Source organism: Pseudomonas sp. FYR_5, assembly GCF_043106315.1.
GTDB classification, from domain to species: domain Bacteria; phylum Pseudomonadota; class Gammaproteobacteria; order Pseudomonadales; family Pseudomonadaceae; genus Aquipseudomonas; species Aquipseudomonas putida_Y.
Window position 1 is genome coordinate 1 of record NZ_JBICMK010000012.1, and the last position, 18,688, is coordinate 18,688.

At 63.3% G+C, this 18,688-nt stretch carries 17 protein-coding genes and 1 tRNA gene; 10 read left to right on the forward strand and 8 right to left on the reverse strand.

The genetic code is table 11. The features are described from left to right. Nucleotides 1-35: 35 nt before the first annotated feature. Genes mksF through mksB form a run of 3 tightly spaced genes read right to left on the reverse strand, consistent with a single transcriptional unit; the run spans nt 36 to nt 4,850 of the window. Nucleotides 36-2,867 (reverse strand): Mks condensin complex protein MksF, encoded by a 2,832-nt coding sequence (gene mksF / locus ACF8RA_RS01185; protein WP_176684935.1) that lies wholly within the window; start codon nt 2,865-2,867, stop codon nt 36-38. After that, nucleotides 2,864-3,571 carry an Mks condensin complex protein MksE gene (gene mksE / locus ACF8RA_RS01190; protein ID WP_003247452.1) on the reverse strand — a complete coding sequence of 236 codons (708 nt, stop codon included), beginning with the start codon at nt 3,569-3,571 and terminating at the stop codon, nt 2,864-2,866. Before mksE ends, mksF begins: the two co-directional genes overlap by 4 nt. Continuing rightward, on the reverse strand, nt 3,561-4,850 hold the full coding sequence (gene mksB, locus ACF8RA_RS01195; protein ID WP_003247449.1) for an Mks condensin complex protein MksB: 1,290 nt from the start codon (nt 4,848-4,850) through the stop codon (nt 3,561-3,563). The genes mksE and mksB overlap by 11 nt, the downstream gene beginning before the upstream one ends. 211 nt (nt 4,851-5,061) lie before the next feature. Here mksB and ACF8RA_RS01200 point away from each other — a divergent pair, with 211 nt between their 5' ends. The 3 genes from ACF8RA_RS01200 to ACF8RA_RS01210 are packed head-to-tail and all read left to right on the forward strand — an operon-like array spanning nt 5,062 to nt 6,932. Further along, a complete protein-coding gene (locus tag ACF8RA_RS01200) occupies nt 5,062-5,847 on the forward strand; it encodes an energy transducer TonB (RefSeq protein ID WP_176684936.1) in 786 nt (261 codons plus the stop codon). Then, nucleotides 5,844-6,299 (forward strand): ribosomal protein S18-alanine N-acetyltransferase, encoded by a 456-nt coding sequence (gene rimI, locus ACF8RA_RS01205; protein WP_004575708.1) that lies wholly within the window; start codon nt 5,844-5,846, stop codon nt 6,297-6,299. The genes ACF8RA_RS01200 and rimI overlap by 4 nt, the downstream gene beginning before the upstream one ends. A gap of 57 nt (nt 6,300-6,356) precedes the next feature. Beyond that, nucleotides 6,357-6,932, forward strand: a complete 576-nt coding sequence (locus ACF8RA_RS01210; RefSeq protein WP_392518695.1) for a D-Ala-D-Ala carboxypeptidase family metallohydrolase — start codon at nt 6,357-6,359, stop codon at nt 6,930-6,932. On the opposite strand, the gene ACF8RA_RS01215 is transcribed toward ACF8RA_RS01210, so the two are convergent. Next, nucleotides 6,872-7,789, reverse strand: a complete 918-nt coding sequence (locus ACF8RA_RS01215) for a LysR substrate-binding domain-containing protein (RefSeq protein WP_392518696.1) — start codon at nt 7,787-7,789, stop codon at nt 6,872-6,874. The two genes, ACF8RA_RS01210 and ACF8RA_RS01215, sit on opposite strands and share 61 nt — an antisense overlap. Before the next feature lie 227 nt (nt 7,790-8,016). Here ACF8RA_RS01215 and ACF8RA_RS01220 point away from each other — a divergent pair, with 227 nt between their 5' ends. After that, nucleotides 8,017-8,631, forward strand: coding sequence for a LysE family translocator (locus ACF8RA_RS01220; RefSeq protein ID WP_392518697.1), 615 nt, complete (start codon nt 8,017-8,019; stop codon nt 8,629-8,631). Between the two features lie 130 nt (nt 8,632-8,761). Here ACF8RA_RS01220 and ACF8RA_RS01225 read toward each other — a convergent pair. Both ACF8RA_RS01225 and ACF8RA_RS01230 read right to left on the reverse strand, forming a co-directional pair. Continuing rightward, nucleotides 8,762-8,838: transfer RNA gene (locus ACF8RA_RS01225), tRNA-Met, on the reverse strand. Nucleotides 8,839-8,933: 95 nt separating this feature from the next. After that, a complete protein-coding gene (locus ACF8RA_RS01230; RefSeq protein ID WP_176685008.1) occupies nt 8,934-9,857 on the reverse strand; it encodes a FecR domain-containing protein in 924 nt (307 codons plus the stop codon). Between the two features lie 193 nt (nt 9,858-10,050). Here ACF8RA_RS01230 and ACF8RA_RS01235 point away from each other — a divergent pair, with 193 nt between their 5' ends. From ACF8RA_RS01235 to ACF8RA_RS01245, 3 genes are all read left to right on the forward strand, one after another. Further along, the gene (locus ACF8RA_RS01235; RefSeq protein WP_176684940.1) at nt 10,051-11,265 is read left to right on the forward strand and encodes an MFS transporter; all 1,215 of its coding nucleotides are present in this window, start codon (nt 10,051-10,053) and stop codon (nt 11,263-11,265) included. Nucleotides 11,266-11,367: 102 nt separating this feature from the next. Next, nucleotides 11,368-11,505 carry a hypothetical protein gene (locus ACF8RA_RS01240; RefSeq protein ID WP_209968068.1) on the forward strand — a complete coding sequence of 46 codons (138 nt, stop codon included), beginning with the start codon at nt 11,368-11,370 and terminating at the stop codon, nt 11,503-11,505. A gap of 83 nt (nt 11,506-11,588) precedes the next feature. Further along, complete coding sequence (locus ACF8RA_RS01245) at nt 11,589-12,746, forward strand: MFS transporter (protein ID WP_392488465.1); 1,158 nt, start codon at nt 11,589-11,591, stop codon at nt 12,744-12,746. A 7-nt stretch (nt 12,747-12,753) separates the two neighbouring features. Here the strand turns inward: ACF8RA_RS01245 and ACF8RA_RS01250 are convergent, their stop codons facing one another. Together ACF8RA_RS01250 and ACF8RA_RS01255 are read right to left on the reverse strand one after the other, a co-directional pair. Further along, nucleotides 12,754-13,710, reverse strand: coding sequence for a FecR domain-containing protein (locus ACF8RA_RS01250; protein ID WP_176684943.1), 957 nt, complete (start codon nt 13,708-13,710; stop codon nt 12,754-12,756). Continuing rightward, a complete protein-coding gene (locus ACF8RA_RS01255; RefSeq protein ID WP_176684944.1) occupies nt 13,697-14,212 on the reverse strand; it encodes a sigma-70 family RNA polymerase sigma factor in 516 nt (171 codons plus the stop codon). Before ACF8RA_RS01255 ends, ACF8RA_RS01250 begins: the two co-directional genes overlap by 14 nt. Nucleotides 14,213-14,383: 171 nt before the next feature. Between ACF8RA_RS01255 and ACF8RA_RS01260 the strand changes: the two genes are divergently transcribed. Genes ACF8RA_RS01260 through ACF8RA_RS01270 form a run of 3 tightly spaced genes read left to right on the forward strand, consistent with a single transcriptional unit; the run spans nt 14,384 to nt 18,578 of the window. Continuing rightward, nucleotides 14,384-15,010 (forward strand): DNA-3-methyladenine glycosylase family protein, encoded by a 627-nt coding sequence (locus tag ACF8RA_RS01260; protein WP_392460358.1) that lies wholly within the window; start codon nt 14,384-14,386, stop codon nt 15,008-15,010. Between the two features lie 47 nt (nt 15,011-15,057). Then, nucleotides 15,058-16,110, forward strand: a complete 1,053-nt coding sequence (ada, locus tag ACF8RA_RS01265) for a bifunctional DNA-binding transcriptional regulator/O6-methylguanine-DNA methyltransferase Ada (RefSeq protein WP_392518698.1) — start codon at nt 15,058-15,060, stop codon at nt 16,108-16,110. A gap of 56 nt (nt 16,111-16,166) precedes the next feature. After that, complete coding sequence (locus tag ACF8RA_RS01270) at nt 16,167-18,578, forward strand: DUF3772 domain-containing protein (protein ID WP_339536045.1); 2,412 nt, start codon at nt 16,167-16,169, stop codon at nt 18,576-18,578. The last annotated feature ends 110 nt before the right edge of the window (nt 18,579-18,688 follow it).

Genomic DNA, 18,688 nt, shown 5'->3' on the forward strand with positions numbered 1-18,688 from the left:
ACCCGCGAATGGGCCGCAACGCGGCCCCGGCTATCTCAGGCCAGTTCCTCGGTCTGATCCTCACGCACAACCGCTTTCACTTCATCCAGCCGGCTGATGAACTTCCAGTCCGCCTCGTCGATGTAGATGCCGTTCGGCCCGCTGCCACCTTCCAGGTCGATCGCAACGTGCGCCGAGACCTGTGGTTTCACACTCGCCAGGATCGGCACGAAGCCCAGTTGCTGGCTGGTCTCCAGCAGTGCCGCCTGGTTGCGTTCGTCGATGTCTGCCGCTTCGTCCAGGTAGTACGGCAGGCGAATGCGCCCGGCCAGGTCTCGGTCCATCAGGTGCAGCAACAGGTACATGTTGGTCAGCGCCTTGATCGTCATGGTGGTGCCGTTGGACGCCGCGCCGTCAATGTCGGCGTGGATGATCGGCTGGCCATTGACCTTGGTGATCTCGAACGCCAGCTCGAACAGGTCCTTCAGGCCCAGCTGGTTGTGGTTGGCCGCCACCAGCCGTGCCAGGTACTCCTTGGCCTCTTCGTTCTTGTTGTCCTGGTCCGCGCTTTGGGTCAGGTCGAAGACCGACAGGGTTTCGCCTTCTTCGTACTGGCCGGCACTGTGGATAATCTGGTCGATGTGCTTGAGCGCTTCCTTGTTCGGCGCCAGTACCACGCGGAAGCTTTCCAGGTTGGACACCTGGCGCTTGTTGATCTCGCGGTTGAACAGGGCCAGCTGGTGCTCGAGGCTGTCGTAGTCGCTGCGGATGTTGCGCAGGGTTCGGGCGATATCGGTGACCGCGGCGCGGCGTGCCTTGGCCAAGGTCAGGGCTTCGTCGGTACGGTGCGCGTAGGCGTTCACCAGCAGTTGCAGGCGGCGCTCCATGTCGTCTTCGCTGTCGAACTTGGCAACGCCTTTCAGGCGCACCTGGGCGTACAGCGCCTCGATCTGGTTGTCCACTCGCTGCAGGCTTTGCCAGCTGTCCTGGTAGTCATTGAGCAGCGGCAGCAGGTTGTCCATCGAGTCGTCAATGGCTTCCATGTATGGCGTGCCGTAGGGCAGGTCGGCCGGCAGCAGCTGGCGGCGGCGCAGGGCGTCTTCCAGGGTGCGCTGCTTGGACTCGAGGTCGCCGAGCTGGCGGCCGACCAGTTGCAACTTGGCTGACAGCTGCTGGACGCGCTCGGTGAAGGCGTCGCTGGAGCGCTTGAGTTCGTCCTGGGCCGCTTCCAGTTGCGAAAGCTGTTCCAGTTTCTCGGGCTCTTCGGCGGCGAGGGTCTGGCTACGGCGGAAGTCTTCCAGCGCCTTCTGCGCGTCCAGCACTTCCTGGTACAGGGTTTCGGTCTGCGCTTTGGAGGCGGAGCGGTCGGCGGCCACGGCCTGCTGGGTCTTGAGCTGCTTGAGCTCTTTTTCCAGGCGCTCTTTCTGGTCGCGCAGGGCGGCGCGGTCGGCCAGGGCCTGCAGTGCCGGCGGGTCGATGTGGGTCAGGTCAATGGCCAGGCCCGGGGCCTCGAAGCGTTCGCCCTTGAAGCCGTCGAGCACCGCTTCCAGCGATTTTACCCACAGGTCGCTGTCGTCCAGCTCGATACCGCGATCGCCCAGCGGCAGGCTGAACAGCGCGCCGTTGAACAGGCGCATCAGGCGGTCGACGTCCTGCTGCGAGAACTCTTCGCGCAGGCGGGCATAGCTATTGTTGTCAGCGTGATCCAGCTGCTGCTTGACCTGCTTCAGGCGTTTTTCCAGGTCGCGTACGCGCTCGTCGAGGTCTTCGGCACTGAACTGGCGTGACTGGGCCAGCGCGCCGGCCAACTCGTCGTGGGCGTCCTTGGCCGCCAGCAGTTGCTGTTCCAGCACCTTGACGTCATCGACCAGCGCAAAGCGGTGCTTGAGCACCGACAGCTCGCCTAGCCAGCGCTGGATACCGGTAATTTCACGCTCCAGGCGCATCAGCTCCTGTGTGCCGCCGCGCTGGTCGTTCTGCAGACGGTCCTGCTCGCCACGGTAATGCTCGGACTGGATGACCAGCTCTTCCTTGCGCGCCATGGCGTATTCCTGCCAGGTGCCCAGCAGGGTGTCGAGCACAGGCGAAATGCGGTGCAGCTTGCCACGCAGGATGTCGCGCTGGGCCACGCCACCGGCCAGGGCCTCGACCAGCGGACCGGCAGCGACCAGGGCGTTGTAGTCTTGCTCCATGCGGCGTACGTCGCGGAAGGCTTCCTCGCATGCAGCGATGTAGTCGACGCTGCCCGAGCGCAGGCTGTGCTCGAAGGCGTCGAGGAACAGCTGCTTGAGTTTGGCGGCGGTGATCTCACGCATGTGCAGCAGGTTGATGAACAGCGCGCGGAAAGTTTTCAGGCTTTGCTCGCTGGTGGAGCGCAGCGGGATCATGGTCAGGTCCAGCGGCACCGAGGTATGCCCGCCCACCAGTAGTCGGCGCAGTTCGTCCGGCTTCAGTTCGTAAGCCTTGATCCCCAAGCGCTCAAGGTTGGTGAACAGCTCTTTCTGACGCAGGCAGGTGTCGTTCTTCTGGTAGTGGGCCAGGTCCAGTTCGCCCTTGTAGGCGAAGAACTGGTGGCCGAAACCGCCACCCGGGCCGCGCCCGACCACGCCGATCACGTGCGGGCCGTGAGGCAGGCTCAGTTCGCAGAGAATGTACGAGGTATCGCTGGCGAAGTAGAAGCGGCGCGACTGCTCAAGGCTGTACTTGCCGAAGCTCATGTCCGACATGCGTGCCAGGATCGGGAACTGCAGGGCGTTGATCGACGCCGATTTACCCAGGTTGTTGGCACCGTATACCGACAGCGGGTGCTCCAGCGGGAACAGGCCAAGGCTGTAGCCGGCGGTGTTGAGCAATGCGAAGCGGCGGATGCCGTAGCGTTCCTGGCTCATGCGTCAATCTCCTGTTGCTCTTCGCGGATGGCCCGGGCCAGCGCGTCCTCTTCGCTTTCCTCGCCCTGGAAAGGCGTGAGGTCGAGCGGGTCGTCGGTACGGTTGAGTTCTTCGGCGCTTTCTTCCTCGACCAGTACTGGGGTCGGCAGCGGCAGGGCGCTGTGCAGGGTGGCGGCCAGGTCGCGGTCCTGCTGCACCGAAAGGCACACATCGAGGAAGCGGTGCATGGGCGGCAGGAAGCGGTAGATGCCGCCTTCTTCATGGGCGAAGCCGAGCTGGGTCATGCGGCGCAGGATTTTTTCTTCCAGCTCGTCCACGGTCTGCACTTCGGCCTGCAGGAACAGGTCGCGGTACTTGTCCAGCAGCGAGGGCAGTTCGTCGCGGCCGATGCTGCCGCCATCTAGCACGGCCATCGGGTCGCGGCCCTGGTCAGCAAGGTGCTCGACCAGGATGAAGGTGAACAGCGACAGGCGCTGCGCGGTCTTGTTGACCTGCGCGGCGGTCATGTCCGGGACGAAGTAGTAGAAACCACGGGTGTCGCATACCAGTTCGAAGCCCAGGGCCTTGAACAGGGTGCGGTACTGGTCCTGGAAGTTCGACAGCTGGGCGTACAGCTCAGGGTCGCGCCGGCTGACGTGGAAGCCTTTGAACAGCTCGCGGAAGATCGGCGCGAGCTGGGACAGTTCGGAAAGATCAAGATGCATGGGCTGGGCTCGCGTTGGGTTCGGTAGGCGCGCTGGGGGCGTCTTCGCGGCTGGAGGTCAGGGCGAACGAATGCAGGCTGACCAAATGTTCCTGAGTGGTGTATTCGCGGCGGTCGAGGCGTTCGCGCTTGAAGCGCTTTTCCCGCGACAGGCGCGAGAACCAGTACAGCAGCTCGTCGGTGGCGCCTTCGGGCTCCTGCTCCAGTAGCCAGACCATCAGGTCGGGCAATGGCAGGGCCTGTTCGCAGCGTTCGGCCATTTCCTTGACCGTGCGCGGGGCACGGGGCAGGGCGCCGGACTGGGTCTTGTGGGCTTTGGGGAAGCGCGCCGGTTTGGGCTCGAAGCGGGCCAGGGCGTAAACGTAGGCCTCGACCTGGCTGGCACTGCCAAGGAAGGTGCTTTGCGGGCGGGTGAACATCGGCATGGCCGCTTGCGGCACGGCGTCGATGCCCTTGCGCCGGATCACCGACAGGGCCAGTGCGGCGCCGCGAGTCACGGCGTTGTGCCGGCGGGCTTCTTCGCGCAGCGGCAGCAGCAGTTCGCGGGCGTGGCGCAGGGTCAACTGGGCGCTGGTCTGCATTTCAAGGATGCGCGCGTGGGTGCGCAGCAGCATGTCGTCGTCGACCAGGTGGCCCAGGCGCGCTTGTTCGCCCAACAGTTTCAGCAGCACGGTCTCGACCTTGCGTACGCCCTGCTCGAAGGCGCCGTCGGCGTTGACCAGCTGAATCATCGGCTCGACGTATTCGTCCCAGGTGGCCAGTACTTCGGCATAACGCTGGCGCAGCGGAATCTGGCGGTTGCTGGTCTTGGCCCGTTCGGCCACGGCCACCAGCGCCTGCTCGTCGTTGTCGAGCTTCTTCAGCACATCGCGCACACGCATGTCGAGCAGGCGCAGCTGGCGTGCCAGGTCGTCGCTGTCGCGGTTGTCGAAGGCATCCTGGATGTGCCCGGCCAGGCGCTCCAGGTGACGCAAGTAGGCTTCGATCTCCAGGCACAGGCCCAGCCGGTGTTCGCGGCGCAGGTAGGCGAGGAAATCGTGGATCTGCGCGTTGAGCTCGAAACGGTTCGGGCTTTTGGCCACCGGGACCAGGATATCCAGGCGGATCCACACGTCGAGTAGCTGGGTGATGTCCTGCGGGGTGCTTTCGAGCTGCTGGCGGGCCACATGCTGGCGCAGTTCGACCAGGCTCAGGGTGCCCTGGTCGAAACGCTCGCACAGCGGCTCGATCAGGGCCCAGTGTTCGGCTAGGGCGCGCAGGACGCGCTTGGGTTCGATCATTGGCTTCGACTCGTTGCCAAGAAAAAGGGGGCGATTGTACTGCATTCGCGGGGGTGGTTTTTACCCCTTGGTCTGTAATGAGAGATAACCATGGGATGTGTAGGTGTAGGGCGTTGTTGATGCGGTGGCGCTCGGTCTGATAGGCGCTGCAAAAACCACGGCGTACACGTTAGAATGCCCAATTGCCTTCACGCCCTCGGATATCCGCCCCTTGCTGACCGAACCCCGTCGCCGCGCCTACCTTTCCGCCATGCAAGTGGTGCACTGGCTGCCGCGTGCCGAACTGCCGTTCGCCGCACCGTCGCGGCCCGAGCTGCTGCTGCCGGTTGTGCCGGTCGAGGACATCGATTTCGAGGTCAGGCCGGCATCGGCAACCAACGAAACGCCCGTCATCCCCCAGGCCCGCTCCGGCGAGCGGCCTAAAATCGAGATTCCGCGCCCGGGCAGTGTGGCAAAACCCGCCGTCAAGCCCGCCGAGGCACAAGAGCAGCCCGCTGCTCCGCGCCCGGCGCCGGTGCCGCCACCGCGCTTTTCGCTGCAGTTGTTGCGCGCCGGCAGTTGCCTGCTGTTGGTGGAACTGGCCACCGGTCAGCCGTTCCAGAGCCGCGATCCCTCCTATCTGCTGCTTAAGGACATGCTGCGCGCTGCCGGCCTGTCCGACGCCCCGCAGATCATCGGCGAGCCGGTGCGCTGGCCACTGCTGGTGCGCGGCAACATGGACCAGGGACCGGAGGCTGCGCGCGATTTCGTCCAGGGCTTCGTTCAGGCGCGCCTGGAAGACGCCCCGTGTACCTGTCTGTGGCTGGTCGGCCTGCCGGCACTGCGTTTTGCCGCCAATGCCGATGCCGACGCCTATTACCAAACCCTGACGCTCGACGGCCTGGGCGACGCCTGGGCATTGCCGGGCCTTGAACTGTTGATGGACGAGCCGCAACGCAAGGCGGACGTCTGGAAAGCCATGCGCCAGCTGATGGCGCGCTGGAAGAGCGTTGAATGAGTGACTCGATCAGCTTCCGCCCGATGACCGAGGCGGATCTGGATGCCGTACTCAAGATCGAATATGCCGCATTCAGTCATCCCTGGACACGTGGAATTTTTCAGGATGCGCTCAAATCGTACGAAGTCTGGCTGATGTTCGACGGCCAGCAGCAAGTGGGCCATGGCGTGATCAACGTGATCATCGATGAAGCGCACCTGCTCAACATCACCGTAAAACCGGAAAACCAAGGGTGCGGCCTGGGCCTGCGCCTGCTCGAGCACCTGATGGCCCGGGCCTATCAGCTCAATGGCCGCGAGTGTTTTCTGGAAGTACGCGCCAGCAACCAGTCGGCCTATCGTTTATACGAACGTTACGGTTTCAACGAAATTGGCCGTCGCCGCGACTATTACCCGATCGCCGGCGGCCGTGAAGACGCTCTGGTAATGGCCTGTACCCTGTTCGAAGACTGATCTTGCAGGGGCGTACCTGGGCGCGCAGGCTTTGTTCTCGGCAGGGACGGATAAAGAATGAGACAACTGCTTTTGGCAGCGGGCCTGTGTATCGCAAGCGCTGCCCACGCGGACGAGCGCGACGTGTGGATGTTCGCCCAGTGGGCGGGTGATCATCAAACCCGCCCCTTCCGTGAAATGCTGGTAGATGCCCGGCTTTACGGTGTAGTGCCAATCCACCAGTTGCTGCGCTCGGCATCGGACTGGAAGTTGTGCCATGCATCGCCTTTCGCCGTGCCGCCCCCCGGCAATTGGGCGGCTGTACGCTCGACCCTCGCGTTGATCAAGGCCCTTGACGATCAAGGCATCCTGCGCCAGTTCGAGGTGGTTTCGGCTTACCGTGAGCCGCGCCTGAACGCCTGTGCGGGCGGGGCGGCCAACAGTGCGCATACCCGCGCTTTCGCCGTCGATATACTGCTGCCGGCCTGGGCCGATCCCAATCCGCTGTGCCGTTTCTGGCAGCAGCATGGGCAAACCTGGAACATGGGGCTGGGCCGCTACCCATCAGGCCGTATCCATTTGGATACCGCCGGCTATCGCACCTGGGGTGGCGATGGCAGCGCAGGGGCGTCGTTCTGTATCAACCCCAAATGAGCCAGGCACTTCCGGCATTCGTCCATTATCCACTCGGCGAAGCGCTGGCGCTTGCCGCTGTCGGCCAGAGGCTGCGGGCTGAGCAGGTGGTAGGCCGAGCCATCGCGCACAAAACCGAACGGCGCCTGCAACTGCCCGCTGTCGAGTTCGTCGTGCACCATCAGGGCTGAGGCAATGGCCAGGCCCAGTCCGGCGCTGGCGGCCTGAATCGACAGGTAGAAATGTTCGTAGTCGCTGCGTTCGCAGTGCCGCGCCTGCTGGCCGCTCAGGCGCAGCCAAGTGGGCCAGGCAGCAGGGCGTGTGGTGCTGTGCAGCAGCCGTTGGCCATCGAGTATGGCGCTGGCGGCGGAGTGGCACACCGGGCCGATCCATTCATCACAGATTTTCTGGCTGTACAGCTGGTTGTCCCAGTGGAAGTCGTCGCGGCGAATTGCCAGGTCGACACCGCTGCGCGCGAAATCCAGCGGGCCGCCTGCGGCGACCAAGTGTAACTGAAGGTCGGGGTGGGCAGCATGGAATCGCGGTAAGCGCGGGATCAGCCAGCGCATGGCGATGGTCGGCTCGCAAGACAGCACCAGCACATTGTCGCGAGCTTGTTGCTGCAGGCGCTGCACGGCGCCTTCGAGTTGTTCGAAGATCGCCTGGGTGGTGCCTTGCAGGGCACGGCCGGCGGGGGTGAGGAAAATGGCCCGGTTTCGGCGCTCGAACAGTTCCACGCCAAGGCTTTCTTCAAGCAGGCGAACTTGGCGGCTGATCGCGCCGTGAGTGACATGCAAGTGCTCGGCGGCACGCACGAAGCTCTCGGTCTGGGCGGCAATGTCGAAGTAGCGGAAGGCGTTGAGTGGCGGCAGTTTCATGATATCCCTGTGCAGCTGTGTCGGGCTCTTCGCGGGTAAACCCGCTCCTACATGGCCACATATTTCCCTGTAGGAGCGGGTTTACCCGCGAAGAGGCCAAGGCAGGCTGTACATATCTGTGAATAAAACTATCAGATTCATCTCAGCATAAATCGATTTTTCCGCATCTGTAAGCGCTCGATAATCGGCGGTCTGTGCATTTCCATCGCCTATCGAGAGCCCTCAGCATGACCGAACTCATCGCCGTCGCCCTGTTCACCCTGCTCGCCGTCATCAGCCCCGGCGCAGACTTCGCCATGGTCACCCGCAGCAGCTATGCGCAGGGCCGCAAGGCCGGGCTGGCTGCCGCCATAGGTATCGCCCTGGGGGTGCAGGTGCATGTGTTGTACACGGTGTTGGGCATTGCCGTGATCATCATCCAGAGCCCGACGCTGTTCTTCGTCATGAAGGTGCTGGGTGCGGGCTACCTGATCTACCTCGGGTACAAGTCATTGACCAACACGCAACGTATCAGCCTGGACGGAGTTGGCCAGTCTGCTGCCAGCCTACTGCAAGCGCTGCGCACCGGCTTTTTGACCAACGCCCTCAACCCCAAGACCATGTTGTTTGTCATCAGCGCCTTCACCCAAGTGGTTCAGCCTGGTAGCTCGCTGGCGCTGAACTTCGCCTACGGTGCGTTCATGTCCGTTGCCCATTGGCTGTGGTTTAGCCTGGTGGCGGTATTTTTCTCCAGTACGGCATTGCGCAGGGCGATGATCGAGCGGCAAGTGCTGGTGGACCGAGCCATTGGTCTGGCATTGATCGGGCTTGGCCTGGCTGTGGCAGTGACCGGAATACGTTGAGGCGACGATAGCAGCGCCGAAACCTGTGATTCGGCGCCCGGCTGCTGCTGGATTGGTTGGCGCGGGCATCAGTAACTTTTTCGCAGGCAAAGAAAAAGGGCTTACCTTGCGGTAAGCCCTTCGTCTTGTTTGGTGGCTACACAGGGACTTGAACCCCGGACCCCAGCATTATGAATGCTATGCTCTAACCAACTGAGCTATGTAGCCGATGGCGCGCATTATTCTCTTGAACGCCCCCCCTGTCAACACTCAATTCAAAAAAAATTTGCACGCTTTCAAAAACTTAGCGGCCAGCCCCGGTTTCAGCGCACCACAAGCCAGTACCCGAGCACGTCCAGCAACTGCAACTGCTGGGCTGCAGCCAGGGATTGCAGGCTTTGGCCAGGCCGGTCCAGGTTGAAGTCGCCGCTCACACGGCGATGGGCCACTTGTTCATCCATCATCCACAGGCGCTGCCCTTGGTAACCGGCGAGGCGCTCCAGCACCTGCCTCAATGGCATGTCTGTGGCTTTCAGGCGGCCATTGCGCCAACTGTCAGCGGTTTTCAGATCAGCCTTCTGCACCCGGCCGATGCGTGTGTCATCGAAGGTTACCCGCTCACCTGCCGAGACCATTCGCTGATCCCCCCCCTGGGTGACCATGGCCTTGCCACTGAATACCACGAGTTCGTCACGCCCTGCATGGCGGGCTATCTGCAAGCGCGTGCCGTATACCTGGATGCGTGCGTTGCCAACTTCCACTTCCATGGCCCGCCCGTCGAGCATCACTTCCATATGCACCTGGCCCTGCACCAGGTGCAGTTGGCGGGTGCGGCCGCGCAGGTCGATGTTCATCGCGCTGGCGCTGTCCAGGTTCAAGGTCGTGCCATCTGCCAAGCGTATGCTGCGGCGTTCTCCCTCATCGGTGTGCAGCTCGCTGGTCAGACGCTGCATCAGCGGCCAGTACAGGTAAGCAGCAGCACCCAACCCTAGCAAGAACGCAAGCGCCAACCATTTACCCAGGTGACTGCGACGGACAGTGACATGCCGTGGGCGAGGGCGGGCAGGTGCTGGTTGCAGCTGTTGCCAGAACGTCTCGAGCTCGGCGTAGGCGTGGGCGTTCTCTTGTACCTGGCACCAGGCCGCGAATGCTTGGCGCTGTGTTTCGTCGCAACCGGGTTGGCGCAGCAACGAAAACCACTCCAGCGCGTCCTGCTGTGGGTCGGGCTGCAGCTGCTTGGCGGGCATCGGGCTCATGGGTTAAGTCTGCTCACGACAGGGGCCGTTTCGCCCAACGATGACAGGAGTGTTTAGCAGAGGATGCTAATTATATTGAGAACCATTTTCAAGTGCGTGGTGGCAGGGGGATAAAAAAGGTAGCTATGTATCTATTTGTTTCCCGATAATCGGATCCCAAACCTGAGGACGGAGATTTAGGCAAATGGCCACCAGTAGTGCCTCCACCGCATCCCCCCCGGCAGCGGCAAGCCAAGCCACGCCGTTGGTGATGCGTATCATCGGCTTCTGCGCCTTGGCGCACTTGATCAACGACCTGATCCAGGCGGTGCTGCCGGCAATCTACCCGATGCTCAAGGCCAACTACGACCTGAGCTTCGCCCAGATCGGCATGATCACCCTGACGTTCCAGATCACCGCCTCGCTGTTGCAGCCTTGGGTCGGCTTCTTTACCGACCGCCGGCCAACGCCAGATCTGCTGCCGCTAGGCACCCTGTGCACGTTGGTCGGGATCGTGATGCTGGCCTTCGTTGGCAGCTTCCCGATGATCCTGCTGGCGTCGGCGCTGGTGGGCATCGGCTCGTCGACCTTCCACCCGGAAACCTCGCGCATTGCAAGGCTGGCGTCGGGCGGGCGCTTCGGCCTGGCCCAATCGACCTTTCAGGTCGGTGGCAACACCGGCTCCGCTCTGGGCCCGCTACTGGCAGCGGCCATCGTCATTCCGTTCGGCCAGACCCATGTGGCGTGGTTCGGTGTGGCCGGGCTGTTCTTCCTCGGCGTCACCCTGATGCTGCGCGGCTGGTACAAGGAGCACCTCAATCAGGCCAAGGCGCGCAAGGCGGTTCAGGCTACCCACGGCATTTCGCGCAATCGGGTAATTGCGGCGTTGATCGTGCTGGGCCTGCTGGTGTTTTCCAAGTACTTCTACATGGCCAGCTTCACCAGCTACTTTACCTTCTATCTGATCGAGAAGTTCGGTGTGTCGGTGGCCAGCTCGCAGCTGCACCTGTTCCTGTTCCTCGGCGCGGTGGCGGCGGGCACCTTCTTTGGCGGGCCTATCGGTGACCGTATCGGGCGCAAGGCTGTGATCTGGTTTTCGATACTGGGCGTGACGCCGTTCACGCTGGCGCTGCCGTATGCCGATTTGTTCTGGACCACAGTACTGAGCGTGGTGATCGGCTTTATCCTGGCTTCGGCGTTTTCCGCGATCGTGGTGTATGCGCAAGAACTGGTGCCGGGCAGCGTGGGCATGATTGCCGGTATCTTCTTTGGCCTGATGTTCGGTTTTGGTGGCATTGGCGCTGCGCTGCTGGGGTACGTAGCGGACCTGCGGGGTATCGAATATGTATACGGGTTGTGCTCGTTCCTGCCATTGTTCGGATTGTTGGCGGTGTTCCTGCCAAGTACAGGTAAACGCTGAATGCACCGGGGGCCTGGCAGAGGCCCCTGGGCAATTGACGAGCCCCCTGGAGGTGGCTAGAGTGCCGCCTCTTTTTCAATCACCTGCGTAGTAGCCAAAGCAATGCGCCGTACCCAGTCCCTCCCACACACCCGTCAGCCTGCCTTCCAGGCACTGCGTCGTGCATGGCCGAGTGACACGGTGCTCAAGCGCCGCCGCAGCGTGCTGTTTGCCTTCACCTTCTCGCCACACCTCGCCTGAACTGATCTGCGCTTTCGCGTCGCTCGCCATTCTGGCGTGCGCGCCTGTTTCTGCACGTCTTTTCGGTTTGCCAGGAGTGGTACATGAACATGCGTTTATTGGCGGGCTTGTTGTTCGCCGTTTCTGTCGTGGGTTTCAGTTTGGGGGCCAGCTTGCCGCTGGTGTCGTTGCGTCTGCATGAGGCGGGGGCGAGCACACTCGAAATCGGCATCATCTCGGCCATCCCTGCCGCCGGCATGATGCTCTCGGCTTTTCTGGTCGACGTCTGCTGCCGCCATCTCACCCGGCGTACCATCTATCTGCTGTGTTTCAGCCTGTGCACGGTCAGCATCGCCTTGCTCGAGTCGGCGTTCGGCTCGTTGTGGCTGCTGGCGCTGCTGCGCTTGGGCCTGGGGCTTGGCATGGGGATCGCCATCATCCTCGGCGAGTCGTGGGTCAACGAACTGTGCCCCGAACATAACCGCGGCAAGATCATGGCCCTGTACGCCACCAGCTTTACGGGCTTTCAGGTGCTCGGCCCGGCCATGCTGGCAGTGCTGGGCGCCGACAGCCCGTGGATCACGGGTGTCGTCACGGTCTGTTATGGGCTGGCGCTGCTGTGCATCGTGCTGACCGTGCCCAACGACCATGTCGCGCACGAAGAGGGCGAAAAAAGCTTCGGTTTGGCCGGGTTCTTCCGGGTGGCACCGGCGTTGTGCATGGCGGTGCTGTTCTTCTCGTTCTTCGATGCCGTGGTGCTGTCGCTGCTGCCGGTGTACGCCACCAGCCATGGCTTTGCCGTTGGCGTGGCGGCGTTGATGGTGACGGTGGTGTTTGCCGGTGACATGCTGTTCCAGCTGCCGCTGGGCTGGTTGGCCGACCGGGTTGAGCGCACAGGGCTGCACCTGGCGTGCGGGCTGGTGGCGATGGTGATCGGCATCGGTTTGCCCTGGCTGTTGAATCTTACCTGGCTGCTGTGGCCATTGCTGGTGGTGCTGGGCGCGGTGGCGGGGGGCATCTATACCCTGGCGCTGGTGCTTATCGGGCAGCGCTTCAAGGGCCAGGACCTGGTCACTGCCAATGCCAGTGTGGGCTTGCTGTGGGGCGTGGGCAGCCTGGTCGGGCCGCTGATCAGTGGGGCGGCCATGAATGTCGCGCCGCATGGTTTGCCCATGGCGCTGGCACTGATGGCCGGGCTGTTCGTGTCCTTTGCCAGGCAGTCATACCGGCGCCGTGGGCGGATACGGGCTGTGGCGCAGTAGTATTCCTTTACGCCGCGCCGATGCTTACCCAGTAGCGCGTCCTGTACTCGACCCGTACGGGCAGGCTGCGGGTGAGCAGTTGCAGGATTTGCCCGGTGTCAGCCAGCTGATAGGTGCCTGAAACCTTCAAGCCCGCCACTTCTGGAGCGCAGCGCAACAGCCCCGGTCGGTAGCGGCCGAGTTCGCTGACAAACTCGGCAAGTGGCATCTGCTGCACGCTGAGTACACCTTCGGTCCAGCCCCAGGGGTCGTTGTGCAGCGTTCTGGCCTGAATGCTGCCGTTGGTTCCGACTTGCAGGGTTTCACCCGGCAGCACTTGCCTCGCTGAGGCCGAGGCAGGGAACAGCGTGACTTCACCACGACGCACCGACAGCAGCAGTCCCTGGCTGTTATCGCGTAGCAACAGCTGACCATCGAAGGTGGTCAGCGGGCCGACATGGGTGGCGACGTGGAACGGGCGGTTGTCGTTGGGGTTGCTGTCCAGGCTGACTTCGCCATGGATCAGTTTCAGCTGGCGTTGCACCGCGCTGTAGCGCAAATCGATGGCACTGGCGGTGTTGAGCTGGAGACGGCTGCCGTCACTGCCTTGCCATTGGCGCCGTTCGCCTGTGGCGGTGCTGGTGTCGGCCAGCAGCTGTGGCAGGCCTAGCGGTTCGCGCGCGGCCCAGCCCAGGCTGCCGCCCACGGCCAACAGCCCCAGCAATTTCAGGTGGTCCCTGCGGCTGGCTTTTGGGCGCTGGCTAGCGTCCAGGGTGCGTCGGCTCAGGTCCTTGGGCAGCCCGGCCAGTTCATCGCCCAGATTACTGACCCGCTGCCAGGCCAGGCGGTTGTGTGGGTGGCTGGCCAGCCAGTGCTGGAACTGCTGCTCGGTGCGCGGGCTGGGGCTGTCGAAACGCAGCTTCACCAGCCAGTCGATGGCCTGATCGACCTGCACCTGTGCGGGTGTACCCTCAGGCATCGGCATAGCGCAACCGGTAGCAGGCGCCCAGGGCTTTGGCCAGGTCGCGCTCAACGGTGGCCCTGGACACCTCCAGACGTTGGGCAACCTGTACGATGCTCAAACCGTCTAACTGGGCCAGCAGGAACGCTTGGCGGACGCGCGGTTTCAACTGCTGCAAGGCGCGGTCGAGGCGTTCCAGGCTATCGAGGATGACAAGCTTATGCTCTTCGCTGGGCACTTCTGCTTCGGGCAGGTGAGCCAGGCTTTCCTGGTAGGCCCGCTCCAGCGCGCGGCGGCGAAACTGGTCGATCATCAAGCCACGGGCGATGCTGCTGAGGTAGGCGCGCGGTTCTTTAAGCGGCGACACCTGGCGGGCGCGCAGCAACCGCACGAAGGTATCCTGGGCCAGGTCTGCGGCATGTTCACTGCAACCGACCCGGCTGCGTAACCAGCCACGCAACCAGGCGTGGTGAGACTGGTAGAGCAGAGCGACGTCGGTGGGCTTGAGCGTGTCGTTGATCTGCATCGTAGAGAAGGCCCAGTTCAGTGATATGTGCGATTGTGAATAGTTCTCAATTCTATGCGGGGAAGATGGCGCGGAGCAATGGCATGCCAAAGATTAGCTGCGCAAGAACCGGCGTTTGCCCGATGAACGGCTGCGCTAAGCTGGGCCTGCACTCGACTTGATGGAGGTGCCATGATGCTGGCCGACCTTTCGCCTGAGGCCTATCGCGAGGCCACGCAACACCTGGCTGCACTTGACCCGGATTGGTCGCGGCATATCGCAGCGATCGGGCCCTGCCTGCATCAGGCTACGCCGGGACGTGAGCCTTATGAGGCGTTGGTGCGGGCGATTGCCTACCAGCAGTTGCACGCCCGTGCCGCCGAGGCGATCCTCGGGCGGTTGCTGGCGCTGTTCCCGGCGGATGATTTTCCGCAGCCAGAGCAGTTGCTGGCGGTAACCCCGGAAACCCTGCGTGCCTGCGGCTTTTCGGCGAGCAAGCTGGTGACGGTCCAGGGCATTGCTCAAGCCACCCTGGAGGGCCTGGTACCGACGCGGGAGCAGGCGTTAACCATGACTGACGAGGCGTTGATCGAACGCCTGGTGGCGCTGCGCGGGGTAGGGCGGTGGACGGTGGAGATGCTGCTGATCTATAGCCTGGGGCGTTCTGACATTCTGCCGGTGGACGATTTTGGCGTGCGCGAGGGGTATCGGCGGCTCAAAGGGCTGGAGACGGCGCCGACACCGGCGCAAATGCGTTCGCTGGGCGGCGCCTGGCGGCCGTTTCGTACCGTGGCGGCCTGGTACCTGTGGCGGGCCTGAGGTTTTTGCATCGCCCGTACAGGCAACAACATATCCGGGAAACAAAGATGAATCTCTACACCACCCCCGACCAACGCTGGCAAGCCGTAGAGAGCCGCGACACTGCCGCCACAGGCCACTTTGTCTACGCCGTACGTACCACCGGCGTCTACTGCCACCCCGGCTGCAAATCACGCCAGGCCAAGCGCATGAACGTCGAGTTCTACGACTCCGCTGCGGCCGCCGAGGCTGCCGGCTACCGTGCCTGCAAACGCTGTATCAGCAAGGCCAGTACCACCCGACATAGCCAGCTTGTCACCCACGCCTGCCGCTTGATCGAAGCCAGCGACCCCGCGCCAAGCCTCGACCAACTCGGTGCATGGCTGGCCGTCAGCCCTTTCCACCTGCATCGGCTGTTCAAGGCTGAAACCGGGGTCACCCCCAAAGCCTACGCCACGGCCTTCCGTGCCCGGCGGCTGCGTGCGCACCTGGAAGACGGCCAGCGTTCGGTCACCGATGCTATCTACGACGCCGGCTACAACTCCAACAGCCGCTTCTACGAAAGCGCCGACCAGCGCCTGGGCATGCGCCCCCGGCAATACCGCGCCGGCGGCGCCGGGGCAACCATTCACTTCGCTCTTGGGCAGTGCTCGCTGGGTGCAATACTGGTAGCCCAGAGCGACAAGGGCATCTGCGCGATTCTGCTGGGCGACGACCCCGAGGCCTTGTTGCACGACCTGCAGGACCAGTTCCCAAAGGCCCACCTGATTGGCGGTGACAGCGCCTACGAACAGCTGGTCGCCGAAGTGATCGGTTTCGTCGAAGCGCCGGCCTTGGGCCTGGCCTTGCCGCTGGATGTGCAAGGCACCGCGTTTCAGGAGCGGGTGTGGCAGGCGCTGCGTGAGGTGCCGGCCGGCAGCCGGGTCAGCTACACCGACATCGCCGAGCGCATTGGCGCCCCCAAGGCTGTGCGGGCGGTAGCCATGGCCTGCGCGGCCAACCCTATTGCCGTGGCCATCCCTTGCCACCGCGTGGTGCGCCGGGATGGCGACATCAGCGGCTACCGCTGGGGCGTGGAGCGCAAACAGCAATTGCTGAAGCGAGAAACGGCACTCTCCTGACTGCCCCAAGCCGCGTAGAATCCCCCGCCAAATCGAATTGCTAAGAGGAATATTCGATGAGGCGTGTCAGCCTTGACCGTTATTGCCCGGGTCTGCTTGTCCTGCTGGCCCTGATGCTGGTACTTGCCAGCCCGGCCTGGTCGGCCCCGGCCACGCCATTGTCCAACCTGGCGGCTGCCGAAGCGCCAGCACTGGACGAAAACGCCAGCCTCGAACAGCTGAGCGACCGCTTGGACCTCATCCGCCAGGGCGTCACCAGCGAGGCCAACGACGACGTGCTGTCGCAACTGCGGCTGGCTGCGATGCAGGTTCAGCGTCAAGCTGATGCATTGAGTGCGCAGCGCACTGCCGATGTGGGAAAGCTCGACGACCAACTGAAGGTCATCGGCCCGGCCCAGCCGGACGAGGCCGCTACCCTGACGCAGCAGCGCAAAGCGCTGGAGGCCGAGAAAAAGGCGCTGGTAGCCCAGCAGGATCAGGCCACCAAGCTGACCCAGTCGGCCCGCGACCTGTCCACGCAAATCGTCAACCTGCGCCGCAGCCAGTTCAACTCGCAAATCACCAGCCGTGCTGCCTCGCCGCTGAGCCCGGCGTTCTGGCAGAGCATCATCCGCCCCACCCAGGACGACGTGGCGCGCCTGCGTGACCTGCGCGGCGAGGCGGCCGATGCCATCGGCAGCGCCTTCAGCGCCGAAAACCGCTGGCAGTTCGTTGCCAGCCTGGTGGCAGCGATTCTGGTGTGGACGTTGGTGCGGCGCGTGCTTGAACGCATGCTGGCCAGTGCCATGGTCCGCTGGTTGCCCGACGGCCGCCTGCGCCGCAGCGCCTTGGCTCTGGGCGTTAGCCTGGCAACCCTGGGCACCATCGCCGGCTCGGTTTCGTTGCTGCGCTGGGGGCTGGAAAGCAATGCGCAATTGGGTTCGGACATCGCCAGCCTGACCAACCACATTCTCACTCTGGTAGTGTTCAGTGCCTTCATCACCGGCCTGGGCCGCGCCATGCTGATGTTGCAGCGCCCGTCCTGGCGGCTGCCGGCGATCCACGACCAAGTCGCCAGTGCGTTGGGCTGGTTCCCGAAGGTGCTGGCATTGGCACTGATGTTCATGATGACCATGGAGCGCATGAACAGCGTGATCGGCGTCAGTCTGGCGCTGACGGTGGCCGTCAACGGGCTGACCGCACTGGTGGTGGCGTCCACCTTTGCCGGCGCGCTGCTGTGTTACCGCCGCACCCTGCGCAAGCATGACCTGCAGCGCCCGACGGGCCTGGCCGGGCTGATCCCGTTCGTGATGGTCATCTGGCTGACGTTGATCCTGCTGGCACTGTTCACTGGCTACCTGACACTCGCCTATTTCCTCACCGCCAAGCTGTTGTGGGTCAGCCTGGTGATCACCTGTGCCTACTTGCTGACCACCTTCCTCGGCGACCTGTGCGAAACCCTGCTGTCGCCCCGCCAGCCCGGTGGCCTGGCACTGGCCTCGACCCTGGGCCTGGCGCCTCGTCACCAGGCGCAGGTCAGCACCATACTGGCCGGTGTCGGCCGCACCATCGTGCTGTTCCTGGCGCTGTTGCTGGTGTTGATGCCGTCAGGCACCAGCCCCAGCGAATTGCTGCTGAGCCTTGGCGACTGGGATGGGACCGGGGGCAAGCTACTCGGCAACCTTAACATCGTGCCGCAGGACATCCTGCTGGCCCTGGCGATCTTCCTCGGCGGCCTGTTCGCCATCCGTGTGGTCAAGCGCTGGCTAAGCGATCGCCTGCTGCCGGAAACCGACATGGACGCCGGCATGCGCGCCTCGTTGGTAACCCTGGTGGGTTACCTGGGTTTCCTGTTCCTGGCCATGCTGGTGATGTCGACCCTGCGCATCAACCTCACCAGCCTGACCTGGGTGGTCAGTGCCCTGTCGGTCGGTATCGGTTTCGGTTTGCAGCAGATCGTGCAGAACTTCATTTCCGGCCTGATCCTGCTGACCGAGCGCCCGGTCAAGGTAGGCGACTGGGTCAGCCTGGCGGGTGTCGAGGGCGATATCCGCCGCATCAATGTACGCGCCACCGAGATCCAGATGTCTGACCGTTCCACGGTGATCGTGCCCAACTCGCAGTTCATCTCGCAGAACGTGCGCAACGTGACCATGGGCAATGCGCTGGGTGTGGTCAGCATTACCCTGACACTGCCGCTGGAGACTGATGCCAACCGTGTGCGGGAGCTGTTGCTGGCGGCTTACCATGAGCATGAGGCGATTCTGGACGCGCCCGCTGCCTCGGTATCATTCAAGGACCTGACGGCCAGCGGTATGGTGATCGGTGTGAGTGGCTACGTGGCCGGGCCGCGACAGGTGTCGGGCACCCGCAGCGACCTTCTGTTCACCATTCTTGGCCGGTTGCGTGATGAAGGCATTCCACTGTCTTCGCCGCAGAGCATGGTGCTGGTGCAGGAAGGTGCGCGGTCGGCGGACGAGTCGGTGTAGGCATCGGGGGGCTGTCCAGCTTGTAGGAGCGGGTTCACCCGCGAAAGGGCCGACCCTGCTGGCCAATCCCCACCCGCCTTTCACCGTTGCCGCCGCCACCGTATTCGCGG